Annotated in this window: 17 protein-coding genes; 1 reads left to right on the top strand and 16 read right to left on the bottom strand. The window is 32.2% G+C overall.

Features of this window, described 5'->3' with window-relative positions:
• From NH341_RS02765 to NH341_RS02695, 15 genes are all read right to left on the bottom strand, one after another.
• Positions 1–1,821: an IucA/IucC family siderophore biosynthesis protein gene (locus tag NH341_RS02765; RefSeq protein ID WP_253055648.1), complete on the bottom strand. Its 1,821-nt coding sequence runs from the start codon at positions 1,819–1,821 to the stop codon at positions 1–3.
• Positions 1,811–2,401, bottom strand: a complete 591-nt coding sequence (locus NH341_RS02760; RefSeq protein ID WP_159611090.1) for a GNAT family N-acetyltransferase — start codon at positions 2,399–2,401, stop codon at positions 1,811–1,813. The genes NH341_RS02765 and NH341_RS02760 overlap by 11 nt, the downstream gene beginning before the upstream one ends.
• A gap of 2 nt (positions 2,402–2,403) precedes the next feature.
• Positions 2,404–4,821, bottom strand: coding sequence for a GNAT family N-acetyltransferase (locus NH341_RS02755; RefSeq protein ID WP_253055647.1), 2,418 nt, complete (start codon positions 4,819–4,821; stop codon positions 2,404–2,406).
• A 3-nt stretch (positions 4,822–4,824) separates the two neighbouring features.
• On the bottom strand, positions 4,825–6,018 hold the full coding sequence (locus NH341_RS02750) for an MFS transporter (protein WP_253055646.1): 1,194 nt from the start codon (positions 6,016–6,018) through the stop codon (positions 4,825–4,827).
• Positions 6,005–7,327, bottom strand: a complete 1,323-nt coding sequence (locus NH341_RS02745) for a lysine N(6)-hydroxylase/L-ornithine N(5)-oxygenase family protein (RefSeq protein ID WP_253055645.1) — start codon at positions 7,325–7,327, stop codon at positions 6,005–6,007. Before NH341_RS02745 ends, NH341_RS02750 begins: the two co-directional genes overlap by 14 nt.
• 5 nt (positions 7,328–7,332) lie before the next feature.
• Positions 7,333–8,841: an aspartate aminotransferase family protein gene (locus tag NH341_RS02740; protein ID WP_253055644.1), complete on the bottom strand. Its 1,509-nt coding sequence runs from the start codon at positions 8,839–8,841 to the stop codon at positions 7,333–7,335.
• Between the two features lie 168 nt (positions 8,842–9,009).
• The gene (locus NH341_RS02735; RefSeq protein WP_073182284.1) at positions 9,010–9,342 is read right to left on the bottom strand and encodes a 2Fe-2S iron-sulfur cluster-binding protein; all 333 of its coding nucleotides are present in this window, start codon (positions 9,340–9,342) and stop codon (positions 9,010–9,012) included.
• 6 nt (positions 9,343–9,348) lie between these two features.
• On the bottom strand, positions 9,349–10,245 hold the full coding sequence (locus NH341_RS02730; protein WP_073182285.1) for a sterol desaturase family protein: 897 nt from the start codon (positions 10,243–10,245) through the stop codon (positions 9,349–9,351).
• A gap of 2 nt (positions 10,246–10,247) precedes the next feature.
• The gene (locus NH341_RS02725; RefSeq protein ID WP_047787950.1) at positions 10,248–11,303 is read right to left on the bottom strand and encodes an NAD(P)/FAD-dependent oxidoreductase; all 1,056 of its coding nucleotides are present in this window, start codon (positions 11,301–11,303) and stop codon (positions 10,248–10,250) included.
• Between the two features lie 182 nt (positions 11,304–11,485).
• Positions 11,486–11,722 carry a NifU family protein gene (locus tag NH341_RS02720; protein WP_047787951.1) on the bottom strand — a complete coding sequence of 79 codons (237 nt, stop codon included), beginning with the start codon at positions 11,720–11,722 and terminating at the stop codon, positions 11,486–11,488.
• Positions 11,723–11,728: 6 nt separating this feature from the next.
• The gene (locus tag NH341_RS02715) at positions 11,729–12,859 is read right to left on the bottom strand and encodes an Mrp/NBP35 family ATP-binding protein (RefSeq protein ID WP_253055643.1); all 1,131 of its coding nucleotides are present in this window, start codon (positions 12,857–12,859) and stop codon (positions 11,729–11,731) included.
• Positions 12,860–13,035: 176 nt separating this feature from the next.
• Complete coding sequence (locus NH341_RS02710; RefSeq protein WP_253055642.1) at positions 13,036–13,581, bottom strand: DUF4269 domain-containing protein; 546 nt, start codon at positions 13,579–13,581, stop codon at positions 13,036–13,038.
• Positions 13,578–13,901 carry an MGMT family protein gene (locus NH341_RS02705; RefSeq protein ID WP_253055641.1) on the bottom strand — a complete coding sequence of 108 codons (324 nt, stop codon included), beginning with the start codon at positions 13,899–13,901 and terminating at the stop codon, positions 13,578–13,580. The genes NH341_RS02710 and NH341_RS02705 overlap by 4 nt, the downstream gene beginning before the upstream one ends.
• Positions 13,902–14,102: 201 nt before the next feature.
• Positions 14,103–14,774: a tRNA (guanosine(46)-N7)-methyltransferase TrmB gene (gene trmB / locus NH341_RS02700; RefSeq protein WP_125343839.1), complete on the bottom strand. Its 672-nt coding sequence runs from the start codon at positions 14,772–14,774 to the stop codon at positions 14,103–14,105.
• A gap of 12 nt (positions 14,775–14,786) precedes the next feature.
• A complete protein-coding gene (locus tag NH341_RS02695; RefSeq protein WP_047787956.1) occupies positions 14,787–15,008 on the bottom strand; it encodes a hypothetical protein in 222 nt (73 codons plus the stop codon).
• 42 nt (positions 15,009–15,050) lie between these two features.
• Here NH341_RS02695 and NH341_RS02690 point away from each other — a divergent pair, with 42 nt between their 5' ends.
• Complete coding sequence (locus NH341_RS02690; RefSeq protein ID WP_167712710.1) at positions 15,051–15,956, top strand: DUF6427 family protein; 906 nt, start codon at positions 15,051–15,053, stop codon at positions 15,954–15,956.
• A 1-nt stretch (position 15,957) separates the two neighbouring features.
• On the opposite strand, the gene upp is transcribed toward NH341_RS02690, so the two are convergent.
• Positions 15,958–16,611, bottom strand: coding sequence for a uracil phosphoribosyltransferase (gene upp / locus NH341_RS02685; protein WP_073182290.1), 654 nt, complete (start codon positions 16,609–16,611; stop codon positions 15,958–15,960).
• Positions 16,612–16,651: the final 40 nt, after the last annotated feature.

Here is a 16,651-nt window from a genome sequence, read left to right as displayed (position 1 = left end):
TTAAATACTTTCTAAAGATTGTACCGTTTTTACTGTTTCTTTTTTAAACCTTGCAAGTGGGTTTTTTAATACTCCTTCTAACTTTAGACTTTCTATCGGATTAGCTAAACTGAGCATTTGCTTGGTATTACTTAACTGCAACCTGTTCAAACAACAGCGATCAAATTCTTTAACAAATAAATCGTATTGCTTATATTTTTCTGAAAACTCAGGATGTTGTTCTTGATATTCACACACACAATCTGCCACTAATTGCCAAAAATTATCCTCTGAAAAACTTGAATAACAATCTAACTGTTGAGCCATAAAACGGAAGAAGCAATCAAACACATCAGTAAAAATTGAAAGCACTTTCATTTTACCTGAAGCCTTAACAAACAATCTTTTAGCATGTTCAGGTAAGTGCATTGTTTCGTTAAAAACAATAACCTCTTCTGTAATATCTTTCATTAATACATGCACTGGTGTATTTTCTTCTAGCACTAGAATTAGGTTTTCTCCATGTGGCATAAACACAAATTCGTACTTATAAAAACAGTGTAATAAAGGAGCTAAATAGGCTTTTAAATAACGTTGAATCCAAGTAGTTGTGTTATAAGGTGAAGCTTCTATTAAAGCAGCTAACAATGATTTGTCTTGGTAATCTATATGCAATAAAGCAGCCATCGTAAACACGCGTTGATTAGAGCTTATTTTTGTAAATGGGCTCTCACGCCACAAAGCTGATAACATTTTGTTATGCGGATTCGTTTTTCCTAAAGTTTCATAATAATGATTGTGATACCCCGCTGTTGCCACTTCTCCTAACATGGTAAACCCATTGTTTTGTAGGTAAATATCATCTGCTAACAAATCTGTTATCCATTGAGTAATATTCGGCGTACTTTGCATGTAATATGGAGAAAGTCCACGCATAAAGCCCATGTTTAAAATAGACAGAGCTGTTTTTGTGTATAACTTTTCTGGATGTGACGCATTAAAAAGTGTTCTAATAGATTGCTGCGCAGAGAATTCATCATCACTTTCTCCTACTAAGATGATATTTTTTTGAGCAATATCTGCTCCAAAAACAGCTACAATTTTGTTTTTCCATTGCCATGGATGCACAGGCATAAAAATGTAATTTTCAGTAGCTACATTTTGCTTCTTTACAACTTCTTTAAATGATGCTAATTTTTCTTTTCCTAATTCGCTCTCTAAAAGTTTTTCATACTCATAATTTTTAACAGCCGTGTAGGTAGCATATTTTTTATGAGCTGCTATCCATAAAAGTTTAAACGATTGATTACTTTCTGGTGCATATTTTTGATAATCTTTAATATTGAACCCTATTCTCCCATTGTTCGCTACAAAACAGGGGTGACCTTCAGTCATCGCGTGTTCAATTTCTTGAAAGGTTTTTTCAGCTAATTCATTGGCTGAAAATTTCTCGTTAACATACTTATATGCTGCTCCTGAAAGTGTACTTGTTATTTCCTCTAAATAAGTTGCTAAAAACTCATCAGGAATACCAAGAGTATTTTGAAACTCTGTTATAAAATGTAGTGCATCTAAATAAACTTCATTCGATATATTATTTTTTTTAATAATGCTTTTTTCATCAACCAACCAATGATCGAGAGCATACTTTTTTGCTTTAAATTGATACGTGAACTCATTATTATCTGAGGTAATCAGGTATATACAGCCATCTGTTTCTTCTAAAATAAACTCAGGAGTTAAAATAAGCTCATGTGAAAATTCACTGATTGCTTTTTTTATTAATTGACGATTTACAAAACTCCATACCTTTGGTTGTAAATGAGCTATATTATTTGTCATGTTGTTCTAGTTTAATTAAAGCTGATTGATACGTCTCTCTTGTACAAAAAGCTAAGGCTGCTTTTTTATGAGGTAACTCAATTTCTTTTTGGTATTTAAAACCAGCTTTTTTATTTAGCGTATGAATTTTTTCGTTATTCACATCGGGTTCTACAACAATTCTTTCCACTTGTGGTAAACTGAAAAAATAATCGATAATAGTTGAAAACACATGCCATGTAAACTGTGGTATTCTTTTTTCTACAGGCGCTACTAAAACATGCATACCATAATCATTTTCTTGTACATCGTAATAGTCTGCTATGTTATCTTTTGAAGCTTTGTAACGCTCCATTAAAAACACTGGGGTACTCCCTATCATTCCTACATAACTATAATGATGCGGATTATTTTCTATTTCTTGGTATTCAGCATGTACTTCTTCTACAGACTTATTTAACATTCCCCAGTATTTTGCATAGGGTTGAGTTACCCAACGATGTAACATTGGTGTATCTGTTTCTAATTGAAATGGACGAATGTTGATTACCCCCAACCCAATAATTTCTTTACTAAATATTTTTTGATACGTTTGAACCATAATTATACTTCTTGGTTTTTAAATACCGCTATAGGGTTTTTTAACTTTCCTGCAAATTGGAGTAGGGCAACAGGGTCATCTAAATCAATCATTTGTTTATGATTATTTAATTGCAACCTATTTAAACACGAAAGTTTAAAATCTTCAGCAAACAAATCATACTGTTTAAACTTGCCTGACAGTTCAGGAAACTGCTCTTGATATTCATGAATATTTTCTGCTACGAGTTCCCAAAAACGATGCTCTCCATAATTCGCATGTTTTTCTAAAATTGGAGCTAAAAAGCGAAAGAACCCATCAAACATATCTGTAAAAATGGATAGTAATTTGACATCTTCTGGTACTAGCGCATACATTCTTTTTAACTCTTCTGGTAGCTCAACTTCAGGATTTAAAATACATGCTTCTTCCGTAATATCCTTTAGTAAAGCATATATAGGAATGTTATTTTCTAATACCAAAATAATGTTTTCCCCATGTGGCATAAACACTAAATCGTAATAGTAAAAACAGTGTAACATTGGGCTTAAGTACGCTTTTAAATAGCTACGTAACCAATTATCTATTGAAATACCTGAGTCTTTAATCATTTCCAGCAACAATGCTTTTCCGTAATAATCTACATGTAATAATGCTGCCATCGTTAGTGGTTTTTGGTTTTCTTTAACCACAGAATATGGACTTTCTCTCCATAATGAAGCTAGCATTTTATTGTAATCGTTATGTGGTCCAAACTCTTCAAAATATGGATTCACATAGCTAACCGAACCTATTTCACTTAACATTCTAAATCCGTTTGTCTTTATATAAGCATCGTTATATAATAGGTTTTCTAACCAAACTGCCATTTTTGGAGCTGTTCCTAAGTAGTATAAAGGCAATCCTCTCATAAAGCCCATGTTTAAAATAGATAATGCCGATTTGGTGTAAAATTTCTGCGGATTGCTTATATTGAATAACGTTCTAATTGATTGTTGTGCTAAGTATTGATCTGGTCCGTATCCTAAGCAAATTAAATCTCCTTTGGCTACTTCTGAAGCAAAAATTGTAGCTAGTTTGTTAAACCATTGCCATGGATGAACAGGTATAAACAAGTAGTCTTTTGGACTGAAGCCTTTTTCTTCAATTATTTTGTTGAATTGTGCTATGGTATCAACATCTAATTCCTGACGTATTAGGCTTTCATAAGGCAATGCTTCTATCGCTGAAAAAACTGCTTTTAACTTATGTCCTGCCAACCATAATAACGAAAAAGAATTTCCCGCTTCTGGTGCATAAGAACGATAATCGCTGCTGTCAAACCCTATTCTACCATTATTTGCTACAAACCCTGGATGCCCTTCGGTCATAGATTGTTCTATCGTTTGAAAATCGGCCGTTGCTAATTCTTCTACAGTAGGGTTTCCTTTGGTAATTTTAAATGCACTTCCGTATAGTGTACTTATAACTTCTTCTAAATACACAGGCATTTTTTCATCAGCAATTCCTAACGCTTTTCTAAATTCTTTTATAAATGTAATTGCATCAATTTCTTCTTCAACTTCTTTTATATATTTTCTTATGGAGTTTTCATCAATCATCAAATGATTCAAAGCCATTGGTTTTGCCTTAAACTCATATTGAATTTCTGTGTCATCTGCATAAACTTTATACAGTTTATATCCGTTATCTACTTCTTGAATTATTACTGGTTGTATTAATAGTTCATGCGAAAACTCACACAATGCTTTTTTCACTAGTAATAAGTTGGCTTTTTGCCACACTTTTGGTTGTATATGTTGTGTTGATTGTTGTGGAGAAACCACATTATCTAAGGTATTCATGGCACTTCTTTTAAATGGTGAAAAGGATTGGATTTTTTGTTGGTAATTGGTCTTGGTTAAAAATGCTAATTGTGCTGTTTTGTTAGGAAGTTCTATCATCTTTCCCAGTTGAAAACCTATGCGTTGACACAGCGCAAACATTTTTTTGTTTCGAATATCTGGCTCTACTACTATTCTGTTAATAGTTGGGTTTGTAAAAACAAAATCCATAATTGCTCGAAACATAAACCACGTAAAGTTTGGTGTTTTAGTGATTTTTGGCGGTGCTACAATAATATGTACACCACAATCGGATATTTTAGCTTTATAAAAACCATTAATAATATCTAATTGCGGGTTGTAACGTTCTACTATAAATGCCGGTTCACCATTAAACATTCCTACAAAAACATCGTAATGTTCTGGGGCTATAAGTTGAGTATATTCTTCTTCAACTTCTTTTACTGTTGCGTTTTGCATCCCCCAAAAAACAGCATATTCTTGAGTTACCCATTGCTGTAAAAAAACACTGTCTTTTTTTATTTGAAAAGGACGAATGGTTATTGTTCCTAAACCTTTATACTCTTTTGAAAAAACTATGGCATCAGTTGTTATCATAATTTAGGTTTTAGCTAGTTGTTTATGTACTTTTCTTACCGATTTAAATACAATAAAGTACAAGACCAATGTGAGTGTAAATCCGCCTAATGCAATGATAAAAGGCATTCGTAAATCGAAACTATCGACTATAACTCCTACATTTAAAGAAGCTAGTAATACACCTAAGTTTTGGAAGAAATGTATTTTACTATAATCAACCGAGTATGATTCTGGCGTGCTTAATTCAAATAATAAAATGTCGAATTTCACAACTCCTTGAAAAATTGCCCAGCCATAAATAATTCGCCCTAAAACAACTACTAATTCATTGGGTATTCCTTGTAGCATAAGTCCAATTAGCCCTATAAACAAGGCATTTATAATTCCTTCATGCCCTTTTGATTTTCGCTTATTATTAATCCACAAGGCTACTAAGGCTACAAAGCCCGGGATAGCGTATATAGTGCCTGAAACCAATTTGCTTTTGTACGTTGAAAAACTTTCCCAATATGATGAAAAGAAAGGCCTAATTAAAAAGTCGCTGAAGTATAATATCAACGTAATTAGTCCTAATTTCAAGATAAATCCTTTCGGAATTATCTTTTTATCAGTAGCGGTAGATTCTTCTGAAATGATTAAATCGGTAGCATACTTTTTACTTTTTAATAAATAACCACTCATAGCCATTTGAATAAAATCTCCTGCTGCCATTATTAAAAAAATGCTACTTGGGTTTATATAATCTACCGTTATACCTCCCAGCACAGCTCCTAAAATACCTCCTAAATGTACCACTACTGAAAGCAATCCGATTGTACTTGGATGTTCTTCTTTTGTAATGATTTTTAAAATGTACGGATATACCAGTAAATAACTTCCTTTAAATAGTACCATGATAAGAGATACTACCCAAAAATTAATGTACGATGTAGTGTAGTAACAATACAATGCTAATACGCCTGCAACTGCTTGGGTGTACACTAGAATATTTAATTCTGATATTTTTTTAGAAATATATGCCCAAAATGGAAATGCAATCATTACCATAAAACAGATGGCTGCAAAGTAATATCCTACATTTTTAGGGTTTGTCATTCCAAAACGAAGCTCAAAAAATTGTGGATAAAATGGATGCAGTAAATAATCACTTACTACTGCAACCAACGTCATTACTATTAAAAATGTTTTTAACTTCATACCTTTATGCAAAGACATTGAGTTCTATTTCTTCCTCTTGTGTAACCTCAAACTGCTGAAATGCTATCTTTTGCTCAATAGGATAATGCTCTACTCCTGTTATTTCTTTGATTATATAAGAATTTCTGTAAGCAGCCATTCCTAAATCGGGGGTTACAAAACCATGGGTGTGTAGCTCTACATTCTGAACAAAGATTTCGTTGTGATTTTTATCTATGCTGTAATTGCGCTGTACATCGAAACGATCTTGATAATCCCATAAAATCCTGTTTGAAATTCCCTCTATAAAATCAGGTAATTGATATTCATAACCTGTAGCAAGAACCAATGCGTCTGTTTCGTGTTCAAAATATTTGTCTTGTTCTACTTGGTGAAGTTCTAGTTTAATGCCTTCATCTGATACCTTGGTAGTTTTCAATTCAGAGTTAGTACGTAATGAAACTTTTAATGGTTCTTTTGATAGGACTCTTTTTGCGTATAATGTATCGTGAATAGCCCCTATTAAATCTTGATTTATCCCTTTGTATAAATGCTTTTGATTTTTAATGAGTGCATCTCTTTTGGATGCTGGTAAGTTGTAAAAGTAATCTACATACTCTGGAGAAGTCATTTCTAATGTTAGCTTAGCATACTCTAAAGGAAAGAAACGTGGTGAGCGGGTAATCCAATTCAATTCATATCCTTTAGTATCTATTTCTTGTAATAAATCAAAAAATATTTCAGCAGCACTTTGTCCGCTTCCCAATACTGTTATCTTTTTTTTATTTTGTAGTTGTTCTTTGTTAGGTAAGTATTGTGATGAATGAACAGCAATATCTTTTAACTTTTTACAACAAGCAGGAATGTAAGGTTGTGTTCCTGTTCCTAGAACCAGTTTTTTTGCTTTATAAATTTTAATTTCTTGTGTTTTTGTGCAAACACTAGTAACTACATAAATGCCGTCTTTTTGATCGTAGTCTATATTCGTTACTTCTGTATTAAAATATATATTAGAAAGTTTACTAATTACCCACTGACAATAATGATTGTATTCGTTTCTAAGTAACAAGAAATTTTCTCGTATGTAAAAAGAATATATTCTGCCCTGTTCTTTAATATAATTTAAAAAACTAAAAGGATTTGTAGGATCAGCAAGAGTTACTAGATCTGCCATGAAAGGAACTTGTAAAGTTGTATCTTCTAATAACATTCCTGGATGCCAATCAAATTTTTCTTTTTTATCAAGAAACACTCCATTTAAATCTTCAATTGGTTCTGATAAGCAAGCTAAACCTAAGTTAAAAGGTCCTACACCTATGGCTATAAAATCAACTGTATTATTCTTCATTTTTTCTAGTTTGTTATTTTGTATTGTTCTCCTGTAGTTTGAATCATTTCTATAATGTATAGGAGATTGTTAATTGTATTTTTAGGGTTTAGTAGCGTAAATTTTAGGTATATGTTACCATTTAATTTGGTACTTGCTATGGATGCTCTTCCTGCTTTGTATAAAGTGTTCTTTATATATAAATTTATAGCATCATGAATCCTGTTCTCTTTAATACCTTGTGCTTTATACCTAAATACTAGTGTGCTTAATTCTGGTTCATGTACAGTTTCAAAACAGTCTTTATCTTTAATTTCTAAGTATACATTTTTAGCTAGGTAATGTACTTCTTCTAAGTAGTTAGCAATTGTTTTTGTTCCTAGAGTTTTTAAAGTTAACCAAACTTTTAAGGCATCGAAACGACGTGTCGTTTGAATAGATTTTTCTATAAGATTTGGTCTTTGAGAATCTTTCTCTTCAATAGGGTTTAAATAATCTGCATAATATGATACGTACTTAAAATATTGTTTATTATTTACCAAAAAAGCACTACAACTTACTGGTTGAAACAGAGTTTTATGAAAATCAACCGTTATTGAATTAACCATTTCAATACCATTAAAATATTCTTTATGCGTGTTCGTAAGTGCATAGGCTCCTCCATATGCCCCATCTGCATGTAGCCACATTTGATTTTCTTTAGCAATTTTCCCTATGATTTTAATTGAATCAAAACTACCGTAATCGGTAGTTCCTAATGTAGCTACTATTGCAATTGGAATATTATCTTCTTGTTTTGTTTTTTCTATAGCCAAGACTAACTCGTTAGTATCCATTTGCATTCTTTCATCTACTCTTACTGGAATAACAGCATCATATCCCATACCTAAAAGAGCTGCACTTTTTTGAATACTAAAGTGGGCTTTTTCAGAACAAAAAATTCTAAACTTACTTATTTCATTACTCCACCCATGTTGCTTAATGTTTATGCCAAAATGTTTGAAAGCATAATCGTCTCTGGCCATTAACATTGCCATAAAGTTAGACTGTGTTCCTCCACTTGTGAATACTCCATCTGAATTATCAGACATATTAAATACTTTTGAAGTCCATTGAATTACTTCTTCTTCTATAAAAGTTGCCGAAGTACTCTGATCCCATGTTTCAACGGCTGTATTAATTGTAGTTGCAATCATTTCTGCTACAATAGAAGGGAGTGTAATTGGACAATTTAGGTGTGCTACATAAGTTGGATTGTGAAAAGCAATAGCATTTTTTATATATAAATTGTTTAGCTCTTCTAAAACACTATCTATCGCTTGTGTTTCCTCAATATTTATTAGCTTAGCTTGTTCTTTGTTTTTTAGAATTTCTGCAAGCTCATCTCCTTTATAAAAAGTTCTGTTAGATAAAAACCGCTCTATATAAGAAAATGTTTTTTGAATGTATTCTTCATATAACTTTACAGACTCATCACTAAACAAATAACTATTTAATGACAATTCTTTTAATGAAGGGGGAGTTTTTAGAATCATTTATTTTTATTTAGTCTTAATAATTTGAAGCAAAAATATATTTAGACCAAACAAATTAAATGACGCAAATGGAATTTAAAATGACGTAAGTGGTATATTTTATAAAAAGAAAGCGCAGTATTTAGTGTACACTAAATACTGCGCTTTAAAAACTTTATTCTTTTGTTCTTAACTCTCTGGAGCTAACTCAACTTCTAAACCATCTAAATCTGGGGTCATTTGTATTTGACACCCTAATCGGCTATTATCTTCTACATAAAAAGCCTCTGCTAACATTGCTTCTTCATCATCTCCCATTTCTGGCAATTCATGATCTGATTTTACATAGCATTGACAAGAAGCACACATTGCCATTCCACCACAAATTCCAATAGTTCCTTCAGGAGCTAATTCGTACGAACGAACCACTTCCATCAAATTCATTGCCATATCTGTGGGTGCTTGTATCTCATGCGTTACCCCGTCACGATCAGTAATTTTTATAGTAATATCTTGTTCCATTTTATTTTACAGGTTCATTTTTTTTCGAAGTGTTTTTGCTCTTTTATCTTCTCCATCATGTGTCCAACCGGGTGAGTTAAAGATATAATTTAGCTTATCACTCCATGTATCAGCTCTTTTAACATCCTTCCAAATTGCAGCATATTCATGAGTAGCCACTTTTACTGGATTAAACGTTTCAATATTTACGGTTAATCCATATACTGGTTTATCAATTTCTTTTAATTCTTCAGAGAAAGTACCAAAGATACGATCCCAAATAATTAAAATTCCTGCATGATTACAATCTAAATAACGAATATTAGATGCGTGATGTACTCTATGATGTGATGGTGTATTGAAAATTAATTCAATAGGCTTCGGAAGTTTATCTACCAATTCTGTATGCACAAAAAACTGATAAATTAAACTGATTCCCATCATAGTAAACATCATTAATGGATCAAATCCTAATAAAGGAATCCACATCCAAAAGAAAAACTTATGGATACGTTCACCGACTCCTTGACGCAATGCTGTTCCTAAATTCATATGCACTGATGAATGATGTGGTACATGACCTGCCCAAAACAAACGTACTTCGTGATTTAATCGGTGAAACCAGTAATAAGCAAAATCATCAGCCAATAACAATAAAATCCATGCCCACCATTGACGTTGAACTATACCTTTTAACGGACTCATCTCATACAAATAGAAAAACGCTATGAAGGCTAAAATTTTCGGAATAAACTCAACAATAGCAGAAAATACCATCATTAGCATTGATACTCCAGTGTCTTTACCATGGTATTTTTCTTTTGCTATTCGGTATTCTACCAACATGCAAATGAAAAATACAGGTAAGGCGAAGTACAATAATTTATCTTCTGATAACTGCTGTATATATTCAGTTAATGTCATGCTTAATTAATCGCTTTAACTACTGCTTTTGGGGCTTCTTTTCTAGTACCATCAAATCCATCAACACCACCTACCGTCGTATACTTCATCACATATTTTTTATCTGGATGAATACGTTTGTAAGCACTCTGGCACATTAAGGTTGCTTCATGGAATCCGCATAGAATTAATTTTAACTTTCCTGGATATGTATTTACATCTCCAATTGCATAAATTCCTTCTACATTTGTTTGATAGTCTAATGCATTATTTACTTTTATGGCATTCTTCTCAATTTCTAATCCCCAATTTGCAATAGGGCCTAATTTTGGAGACAATCCAAATAACGGAATAAAATGTTCACAAGGTAATGTAAATGGTTCTTGATCTTTTTGCTCTACTACTACGCCTTCTACCTTTTCTTCTCCTACAATACCTTTAACTTCTGCTGGTGTAATTAACATTAGTTTACCTTCATTTTTTAACTCTTGTACTTTATCAACAGAGTCTAAAGCTCCACGGAATTCATTTCTTCTGTGAATTAACGTTACAGATTTTGCCACATCTGTTAAGAAGATAGACCAATCTAAAGCAGAGTCTCCTCCTCCAGCAATTACCACGTTTTTGTCACGATAAATTTCTGGTTCTTTAATCATGTATTCTACTCCTTTGTCTTCAAAATCTGTAATATTAGGAATCGGTGGTTTACGTGGTTCAAAGCTTCCTAAGCCTCCTGCAATTGCTACTACGGGTGCTTGGTGCTTTGTTCCTTTATTAGTAGTTACAATAAACGTTCCGTCTTCTTGCTTTTCAATAGTATCAGCACGTTCACCTAGTGTAAAACCTGGTTCAAATTGTTTAATTTGTTCCATTAATTTATCGGTTAAATCACCTGCTAAAATTTCTGGATATGCTGGAATATCGTAAATTGGCTTTTTGGGATAAATTTCTGAACATTGCCCTCCTGGTTGCGGTAAGGCATCAATTAAATGGCAACGTAATTTTAACAACCCTGCTTCAAAAACAGTAAAAAGCCCAGTAGGCCCTGCTCCAATAATAAGTATATCTGTATTTATCATTTTGTAACAAAATTTTCTTTTTATATTGAGATTCCCACCTTAAAAATAAGGCAGGAATTGTATGTGTTAATAATTGAAAGGCCTGTTTAAGTGTTACTTATTGTATAAAAAAATAAGTAAAGGAAACGCTTAAAACTCAAAAATATGATACTTTTGTTAATCAAAACCTGATATAAATCAGGTTATTCAACATTAATTACCTCTTTAATTTCTGGTGCGTATTTTTTTATTGTTGCCTCTACTCCATTTTTCAGAGTCATTTGATTAACAGAACATCCACTACAAGCTCCTTCTAATTGTACTTTTACTGTACTGTTTTCTATAGATAATAATTTTATATTACCTCCATCACTTACTAAAAAAGGGCGGATTTCTTCCAACGCTTTTTCTACGTTATTTCTTATGTCTTCTGTTGCCATAACTGCTTATTTTGAGCTACAACCACTCATAGTAGTAATTCGTACTACTTCTGTTGGTGGTAAGTTTGCATTTCTTTTTAATAGTTGCGAAACCATTTCTTTAGTTACCTCTGTAAAAGCTTCTGCTAGTGGTGTATTTTCTTGTAACGCTACTGGGTGTCCAACATCACCTGCTTCTCGTATGCTTTGTACTAATGGTATTTCTCCTAAGAAACTAGTTTCAATATCTTCTGCTAAATTTTTAGCACCTCCTTCTCCAAAAATATAATATTTATTGTTAGGAAGTTCTGCTGGTGTAAAATACGCCATATTTTCAACGATACCTAATACTGGTACGTTAATACTTTCTTGTTTAAACATTGCCACTCCTTTTTTAGCATCTGCTAAGGCAATGTTTTGAGGTGTACTTACCACGACCGCACCGTTAATTGGTACTGCTTGCACTATTGATAAATGTACATCTCCTGTTCCTGGAGGTAAATCTATTAATAAGAAATCTAACTCTCCCCAATCTGCATCAAAAATTAATTGATTTAACGCTTTTGAAGCCATTGGTCCACGCCAAATCACTGCCTGACTTGGATCTGTAAAGAAACCTAATGATAATAGTTTTACTCCATAACTTTCAATCGGCTTCATTTTTGAACGCCCATTTACGTTTACCGCTAATGGTTTTTCTCTTTCTACATCAAACATTAAGTGCTGTGATGGTCCATAAACATCGGCATCTAACACTCCTACTTTAAAGCCCATTTTTGCTAATGAAACTGCCATGTTTGAGGTAATGGTAGATTTTCCTACTCCACCTTTACCTGAAGCTATAGCTATGATATTTTGAATATTGGAAATTTCTTTCCCTCTAATTTGATTTGGATTTTCTTTTTGTTGAACTTCCACCTTCACATTCACTTTTACATCGATTTTTTGATCAACGTGTTGGTGAATTGCTTTCATTATCTCAACTTCTACCTTCTTTTTTGCTTGTAATGATGGATTTGAAATAGTAACATCTACAATAACCTCATCTCCAAATGTAACTACATTTGTTATATTTTCGTTTTCTACTAAACTTTTACCTTCTCCTGGTGCCGTTATGGTTTCTAACGCTTTGTATATATCTTGTTTTTTAAAACTCATGTTTTATGCTATATGCTTTAAACAGCAAGCGACAAGCTTGTTGCTTATTTTTATTTAATCTTAACTGCAAAGATACGTTTTAGCCCTCAGAAAATAAAGTCTTTAGATTGGTAATATTTATAGGTTGATAAGTTGGTTTTATAGATGATTTTAAACTTGATTTTTTTAGAAAAAAATCAAGAAATATAACCTTTCTCAAACCCGTATGTTAATAACGCTTCATACGGATTACCCTCTAGACCTAAAAGTTGCGCAAACGCTGGTTCAGTTTTAAATCCTTGTTGTTTTAGAGCTATAATTTTAGACCTGAATTCTTTTCCTTCTTTTAACAATACTTGATATTCGATAAGCATATGTAGATATGAGTCTTGCTCTTCTAATAGTTTATTTTGTACAAAAATCTCTATTGGAAAAGCCTTATACTCAAATGTAATGATTGTTGTTTTTAAGTTTTTGTATGATTGAATCGTCTTTACTTCAAACCTTGAAAACTCTCTATAGTTTTCGCTCACAACTTTTACAAGCTCTTCATGATTATCACTTTGACAAATAATATCTAAATCACTTGATTCTACATCAATATTGATAGGTATTGTACCTACCAAAATAGGATTAAAGTTTTTTAATAGCTCAAAAATATTCAGCTCTAATAATACTTTATGAGCTTCTTTTTGTCGGACAGTTCCTTCTTTTAAGTATGTTATATCTTTGAAGTTTATCACAATTCTTCACTTGGATTCCAGAATACCTTTTCAAAATCTTGAATTTGATTCTCAACCACCTCTATTCCTTCACTTTCTAACAATTGTTGCATAAGATTTGTCCCATCAAAATGATGTTTTCCTGTTAATAATCCTTTTCTATTAACTACTCGATGCGCTGGTACTTCTTTTTCTGAAGAGTTATTCATTGCCCAACCAACCATTCTTGCTGAACGAACTGCTCCTAAATAGGTAGCTATGGCTCCATAACTTGTAACTCTTCCATGTGGTATTAAACGCGCTACTTCGTACACTTTTTCGAAGAAATTTTTATCTGCCATGTGGTAAAGATAGGGTTCTTTTAAAAAATATACGAATATGGTTCTCGATACAATTTTCACTCATTTCAATCTTGAAAATCACTCGAACGGACATTTTCACAAACCTAACACGTTAGCGATTGTAGCAAATTACCATGTAACGCGGAAAGCGCGACCCGAAGGGGAACGCCTAAAAACAAAAAATCCTGCAAAAAAGCAGGATTAGTAATTAAGTTTAAATTTTATATAAGTAATCGGTTTTCCGATTTCTAAATATTGTTTTTCGTAGAACGTTTGTGTGCCCGTTACCTCTTCTGGACTATACACATTTTTATACACATCGTGATTTGCATGTAAAATTTCATGACCTTCTCCATGCAATAAGCCTAAAGTGTAACCATGCATGAATTCACTATCGGTTTTTAGGTTGACTGTTCCTTCTGAATTTAAAATACCATGGTATTTCTTTAAAAACTCAGAATTCGTCATACGATGTTTAGTACGCTTATATTTTATTTGAGGATCTGGGAAAGTAATCCAAATTTCGGAAACTTCATTTTCAGCAAAAATATAATCTACTAACTCTATTTGTGTTCTAATAAAAGCTACATTTTCCATGTTATTTTCTAGTGCTGTTTTAGCTCCTCGCCAAAATCGTGCACCTTTAATATCAATTCCAATAAAGTTTTTATCAGGATTTTTTTCTGCTAAAGCAATCGTGTACTCTCCTTTACCACAACCTAGCTCTAAAACTATTGGATTGTCGTTTTTAAAAAAAGTATTCCATTTTCCTTTATAAGAAAAATCGTTAATTACTTCTTCGCGTGTTGGTTGAATAACGTTAGCAAACGTTTCATTTTCTTTGAAACGTTTTAATTTATTTTTGCTTCCCAAAGTGTGTAGAAATTAGGCTCTATCTTCTGTTCCTTCTCTTTTAAAACGAGCAGCTTCTTTCATCCAATATGCAAATAACACTAATAACACTAATAAAAAGAACCAGTTTACAGCGTTTGAAGTCCACCAACCTGCATCTGATTTAGCTAACGTTAAGCGTAACCAATTGAATGGTGCAAATAAAAAGTCGGTAAATAAACTACCAATCCATCTAAAAATATTGCCTGCTATCATATCTTAAGTATCTTTACAGCTGCAAAAATATAAAAAGAAACAATGTTAGCCAATTTTTTCGGTAAATCTAAGCCTATAAATTTTATTGTACTGTTTGTACTGTTTCTAGGGTATTTTGTTTTAAGTATTTTTTCTAAGCAATTATCTTTTAATTTAATTAAAGAACTTGGTTGGTTTTTAGTTGTTTTTTCTGTATACAACTTTATTCTTGCCAAGAATTTATTGACTTATGATAATTCTTTTGCTTTTTTGTTTTTTGTTATACTAATAGGTTTTTTTCCTGATACTATACAGATAAATAAAACTTTTTATGCTAACTTAACTATACTTCTTTTTTTACGAAAAGTATACAGTTTACAGTCTTCAAAAAACATGCTGCATAAATTGTTTGATGGTGGTTTGTGGCTTGGAGTATCGTTTTTAATAGAACCTTATGCTCCTTTATTATTAATATTACTTTACCTATCTATATTTTTGCATCAACGATTTACTTATCAAACATTATTAACTCCTATAATTGCTTTTTGCTCTCCTGTTTTTTTATACTTCACCTACTATTTTTGGTATGATAACCTTGAAAAATTTTGGTTACTTTTTGATTGGGATTTTTACCCTGATTTAAGCTTTTATTCTCATGAAAAGTATTTGTTCCCTATTCTTTTCATAAGCTTTTTTTTAATAGCTTCTATTTTTTTAAAAAGCCCAAAGGCACTTGCTATTAAAAATAAATTTAGAAAAAACTGGATATTAATTCTTACTCATCTTGTAATAACTACAGCTATTTTACTTTTAGTTCAAGACGGTTCTGGAAGTGAGTTTTTATATGTATTATTCCCTGTTTCTGTTATTTTAGCTAATGGAATTGAGTTTTTTCAAAAAAAATGGTATGCTGATGTTATTATTCTCTTATTCTTAATAGTGTCTTTTACAATGAGTGCTATTGCATAAACTACATTTTTGCTCCATAAGCTAAATCACCTGCATCTCCTAAACCTGGCACTATATAGCCTTTATCATTTAGTTTTTCATCAATATCACCAATCCATAAAGTAGTGCTCTCTGGTAAGTGTTTAGCTACATATTCTACACCTTGAACTGAACCAATAACCGAAGCTATTATTATTTCTTTTGGAGTTCCATACTTTTTTATGCCCTCATAAACCTCAACCATTGAACGGCCTGTTGCCAACATAGGATCTATAAGTAATAATGTTTTTCCATCTATTGAAGGCGAAGCAAAATACCCTACCACGATTTCAAACTCTTCGTCATTGTTTGGGTGATGGCGATATGCTGATATAAATGCATTCTCTGCATCATCAAAATAGTTTAAAACTCCATTGTGTAGTGGTAACCCTGCTCTAAGAATAGAACACAATACTATATCATTTTCTGGCAATTCTACCTTTTTTGTTCCTAAAGGCGTTGTTATTTCTTTAACCTTATAGTTTAACTCTTTACTTAACTCGTATCCTATCACTTCACCTATTCGTTCGATATTTCTACGAAAACGCATTGAATCTTTTTGAACTGATGTGTCTCTGAGTTCAGCTAGGAATTTATTAAGAATAGAATTTTGTTTGGCTAAATGATGAGTTTTCATGAGGTGTATTCTTTTTGTACGCTACAAAAGTAACAGATTT

Origin of the sequence: Tenacibaculum sp. XPcli2-G (assembly GCF_024124505.1) — a bacterium.
In the GTDB taxonomy this organism is placed as follows: Bacteria; Bacteroidota; Bacteroidia; order Flavobacteriales; family Flavobacteriaceae; genus Polaribacter; species Polaribacter mesophilus.
The sequence above is the reverse complement of the archived record's forward strand: the minus strand, read 5'-3'. Positions and strand labels throughout refer to the sequence as shown.

What these genes read in the sequence shown, in the direction of transcription:
- NH341_RS02765 (WP_253055648.1), bottom strand. Translation starts at nt 1,821, where the DNA reads ATGACAAATAATATAGCTCATTTACAACCAAAGGTATGGAGTTTTGTA.
- NH341_RS02760 (WP_159611090.1), bottom strand. Translation starts at nt 2,401, where the DNA reads ATGGTTCAAACGTATCAAAAAATATTTAGTAAAGAAATTATTGGGTTG.
- NH341_RS02755 (WP_253055647.1), bottom strand. Translation starts at nt 4,821, where the DNA reads ATGATAACAACTGATGCCATAGTTTTTTCAAAAGAGTATAAAGGTTTA.
- NH341_RS02750 (WP_253055646.1), bottom strand. Translation starts at nt 6,018, where the DNA reads ATGTCTTTGCATAAAGGTATGAAGTTAAAAACATTTTTAATAGTAATG.
- NH341_RS02745 (WP_253055645.1), bottom strand. Translation starts at nt 7,327, where the DNA reads ATGAAGAATAATACAGTTGATTTTATAGCCATAGGTGTAGGACCTTTT.
- NH341_RS02740 (WP_253055644.1), bottom strand. Translation starts at nt 8,841, where the DNA reads ATGATTCTAAAAACTCCCCCTTCATTAAAAGAATTGTCATTAAATAGT.
- NH341_RS02735 (WP_073182284.1), bottom strand. Translation starts at nt 9,342, where the DNA reads ATGGAACAAGATATTACTATAAAAATTACTGATCGTGACGGGGTAACG.
- NH341_RS02730 (WP_073182285.1), bottom strand. Translation starts at nt 10,245, where the DNA reads ATGACATTAACTGAATATATACAGCAGTTATCAGAAGATAAATTATTG.
- NH341_RS02725 (WP_047787950.1), bottom strand. Translation starts at nt 11,303, where the DNA reads ATGATAAATACAGATATACTTATTATTGGAGCAGGGCCTACTGGGCTT.
- NH341_RS02720 (WP_047787951.1), bottom strand. Translation starts at nt 11,722, where the DNA reads ATGGCAACAGAAGACATAAGAAATAACGTAGAAAAAGCGTTGGAAGAA.
- NH341_RS02715 (WP_253055643.1), bottom strand. Translation starts at nt 12,859, where the DNA reads ATGAGTTTTAAAAAACAAGATATATACAAAGCGTTAGAAACCATAACG.
- NH341_RS02705 (WP_253055641.1), bottom strand. Translation starts at nt 13,901, where the DNA reads ATGGCAGATAAAAATTTCTTCGAAAAAGTGTACGAAGTAGCGCGTTTA.
- NH341_RS02695 (WP_047787956.1), bottom strand. Translation starts at nt 15,008, where the DNA reads ATGATAGCAGGCAATATTTTTAGATGGATTGGTAGTTTATTTACCGAC.
- NH341_RS02690 (WP_167712710.1), top strand. Translation starts at nt 15,051, where the DNA reads ATGTTAGCCAATTTTTTCGGTAAATCTAAGCCTATAAATTTTATTGTA.
- upp (WP_073182290.1), bottom strand. Translation starts at nt 16,611, where the DNA reads ATGAAAACTCATCATTTAGCCAAACAAAATTCTATTCTTAATAAATTC.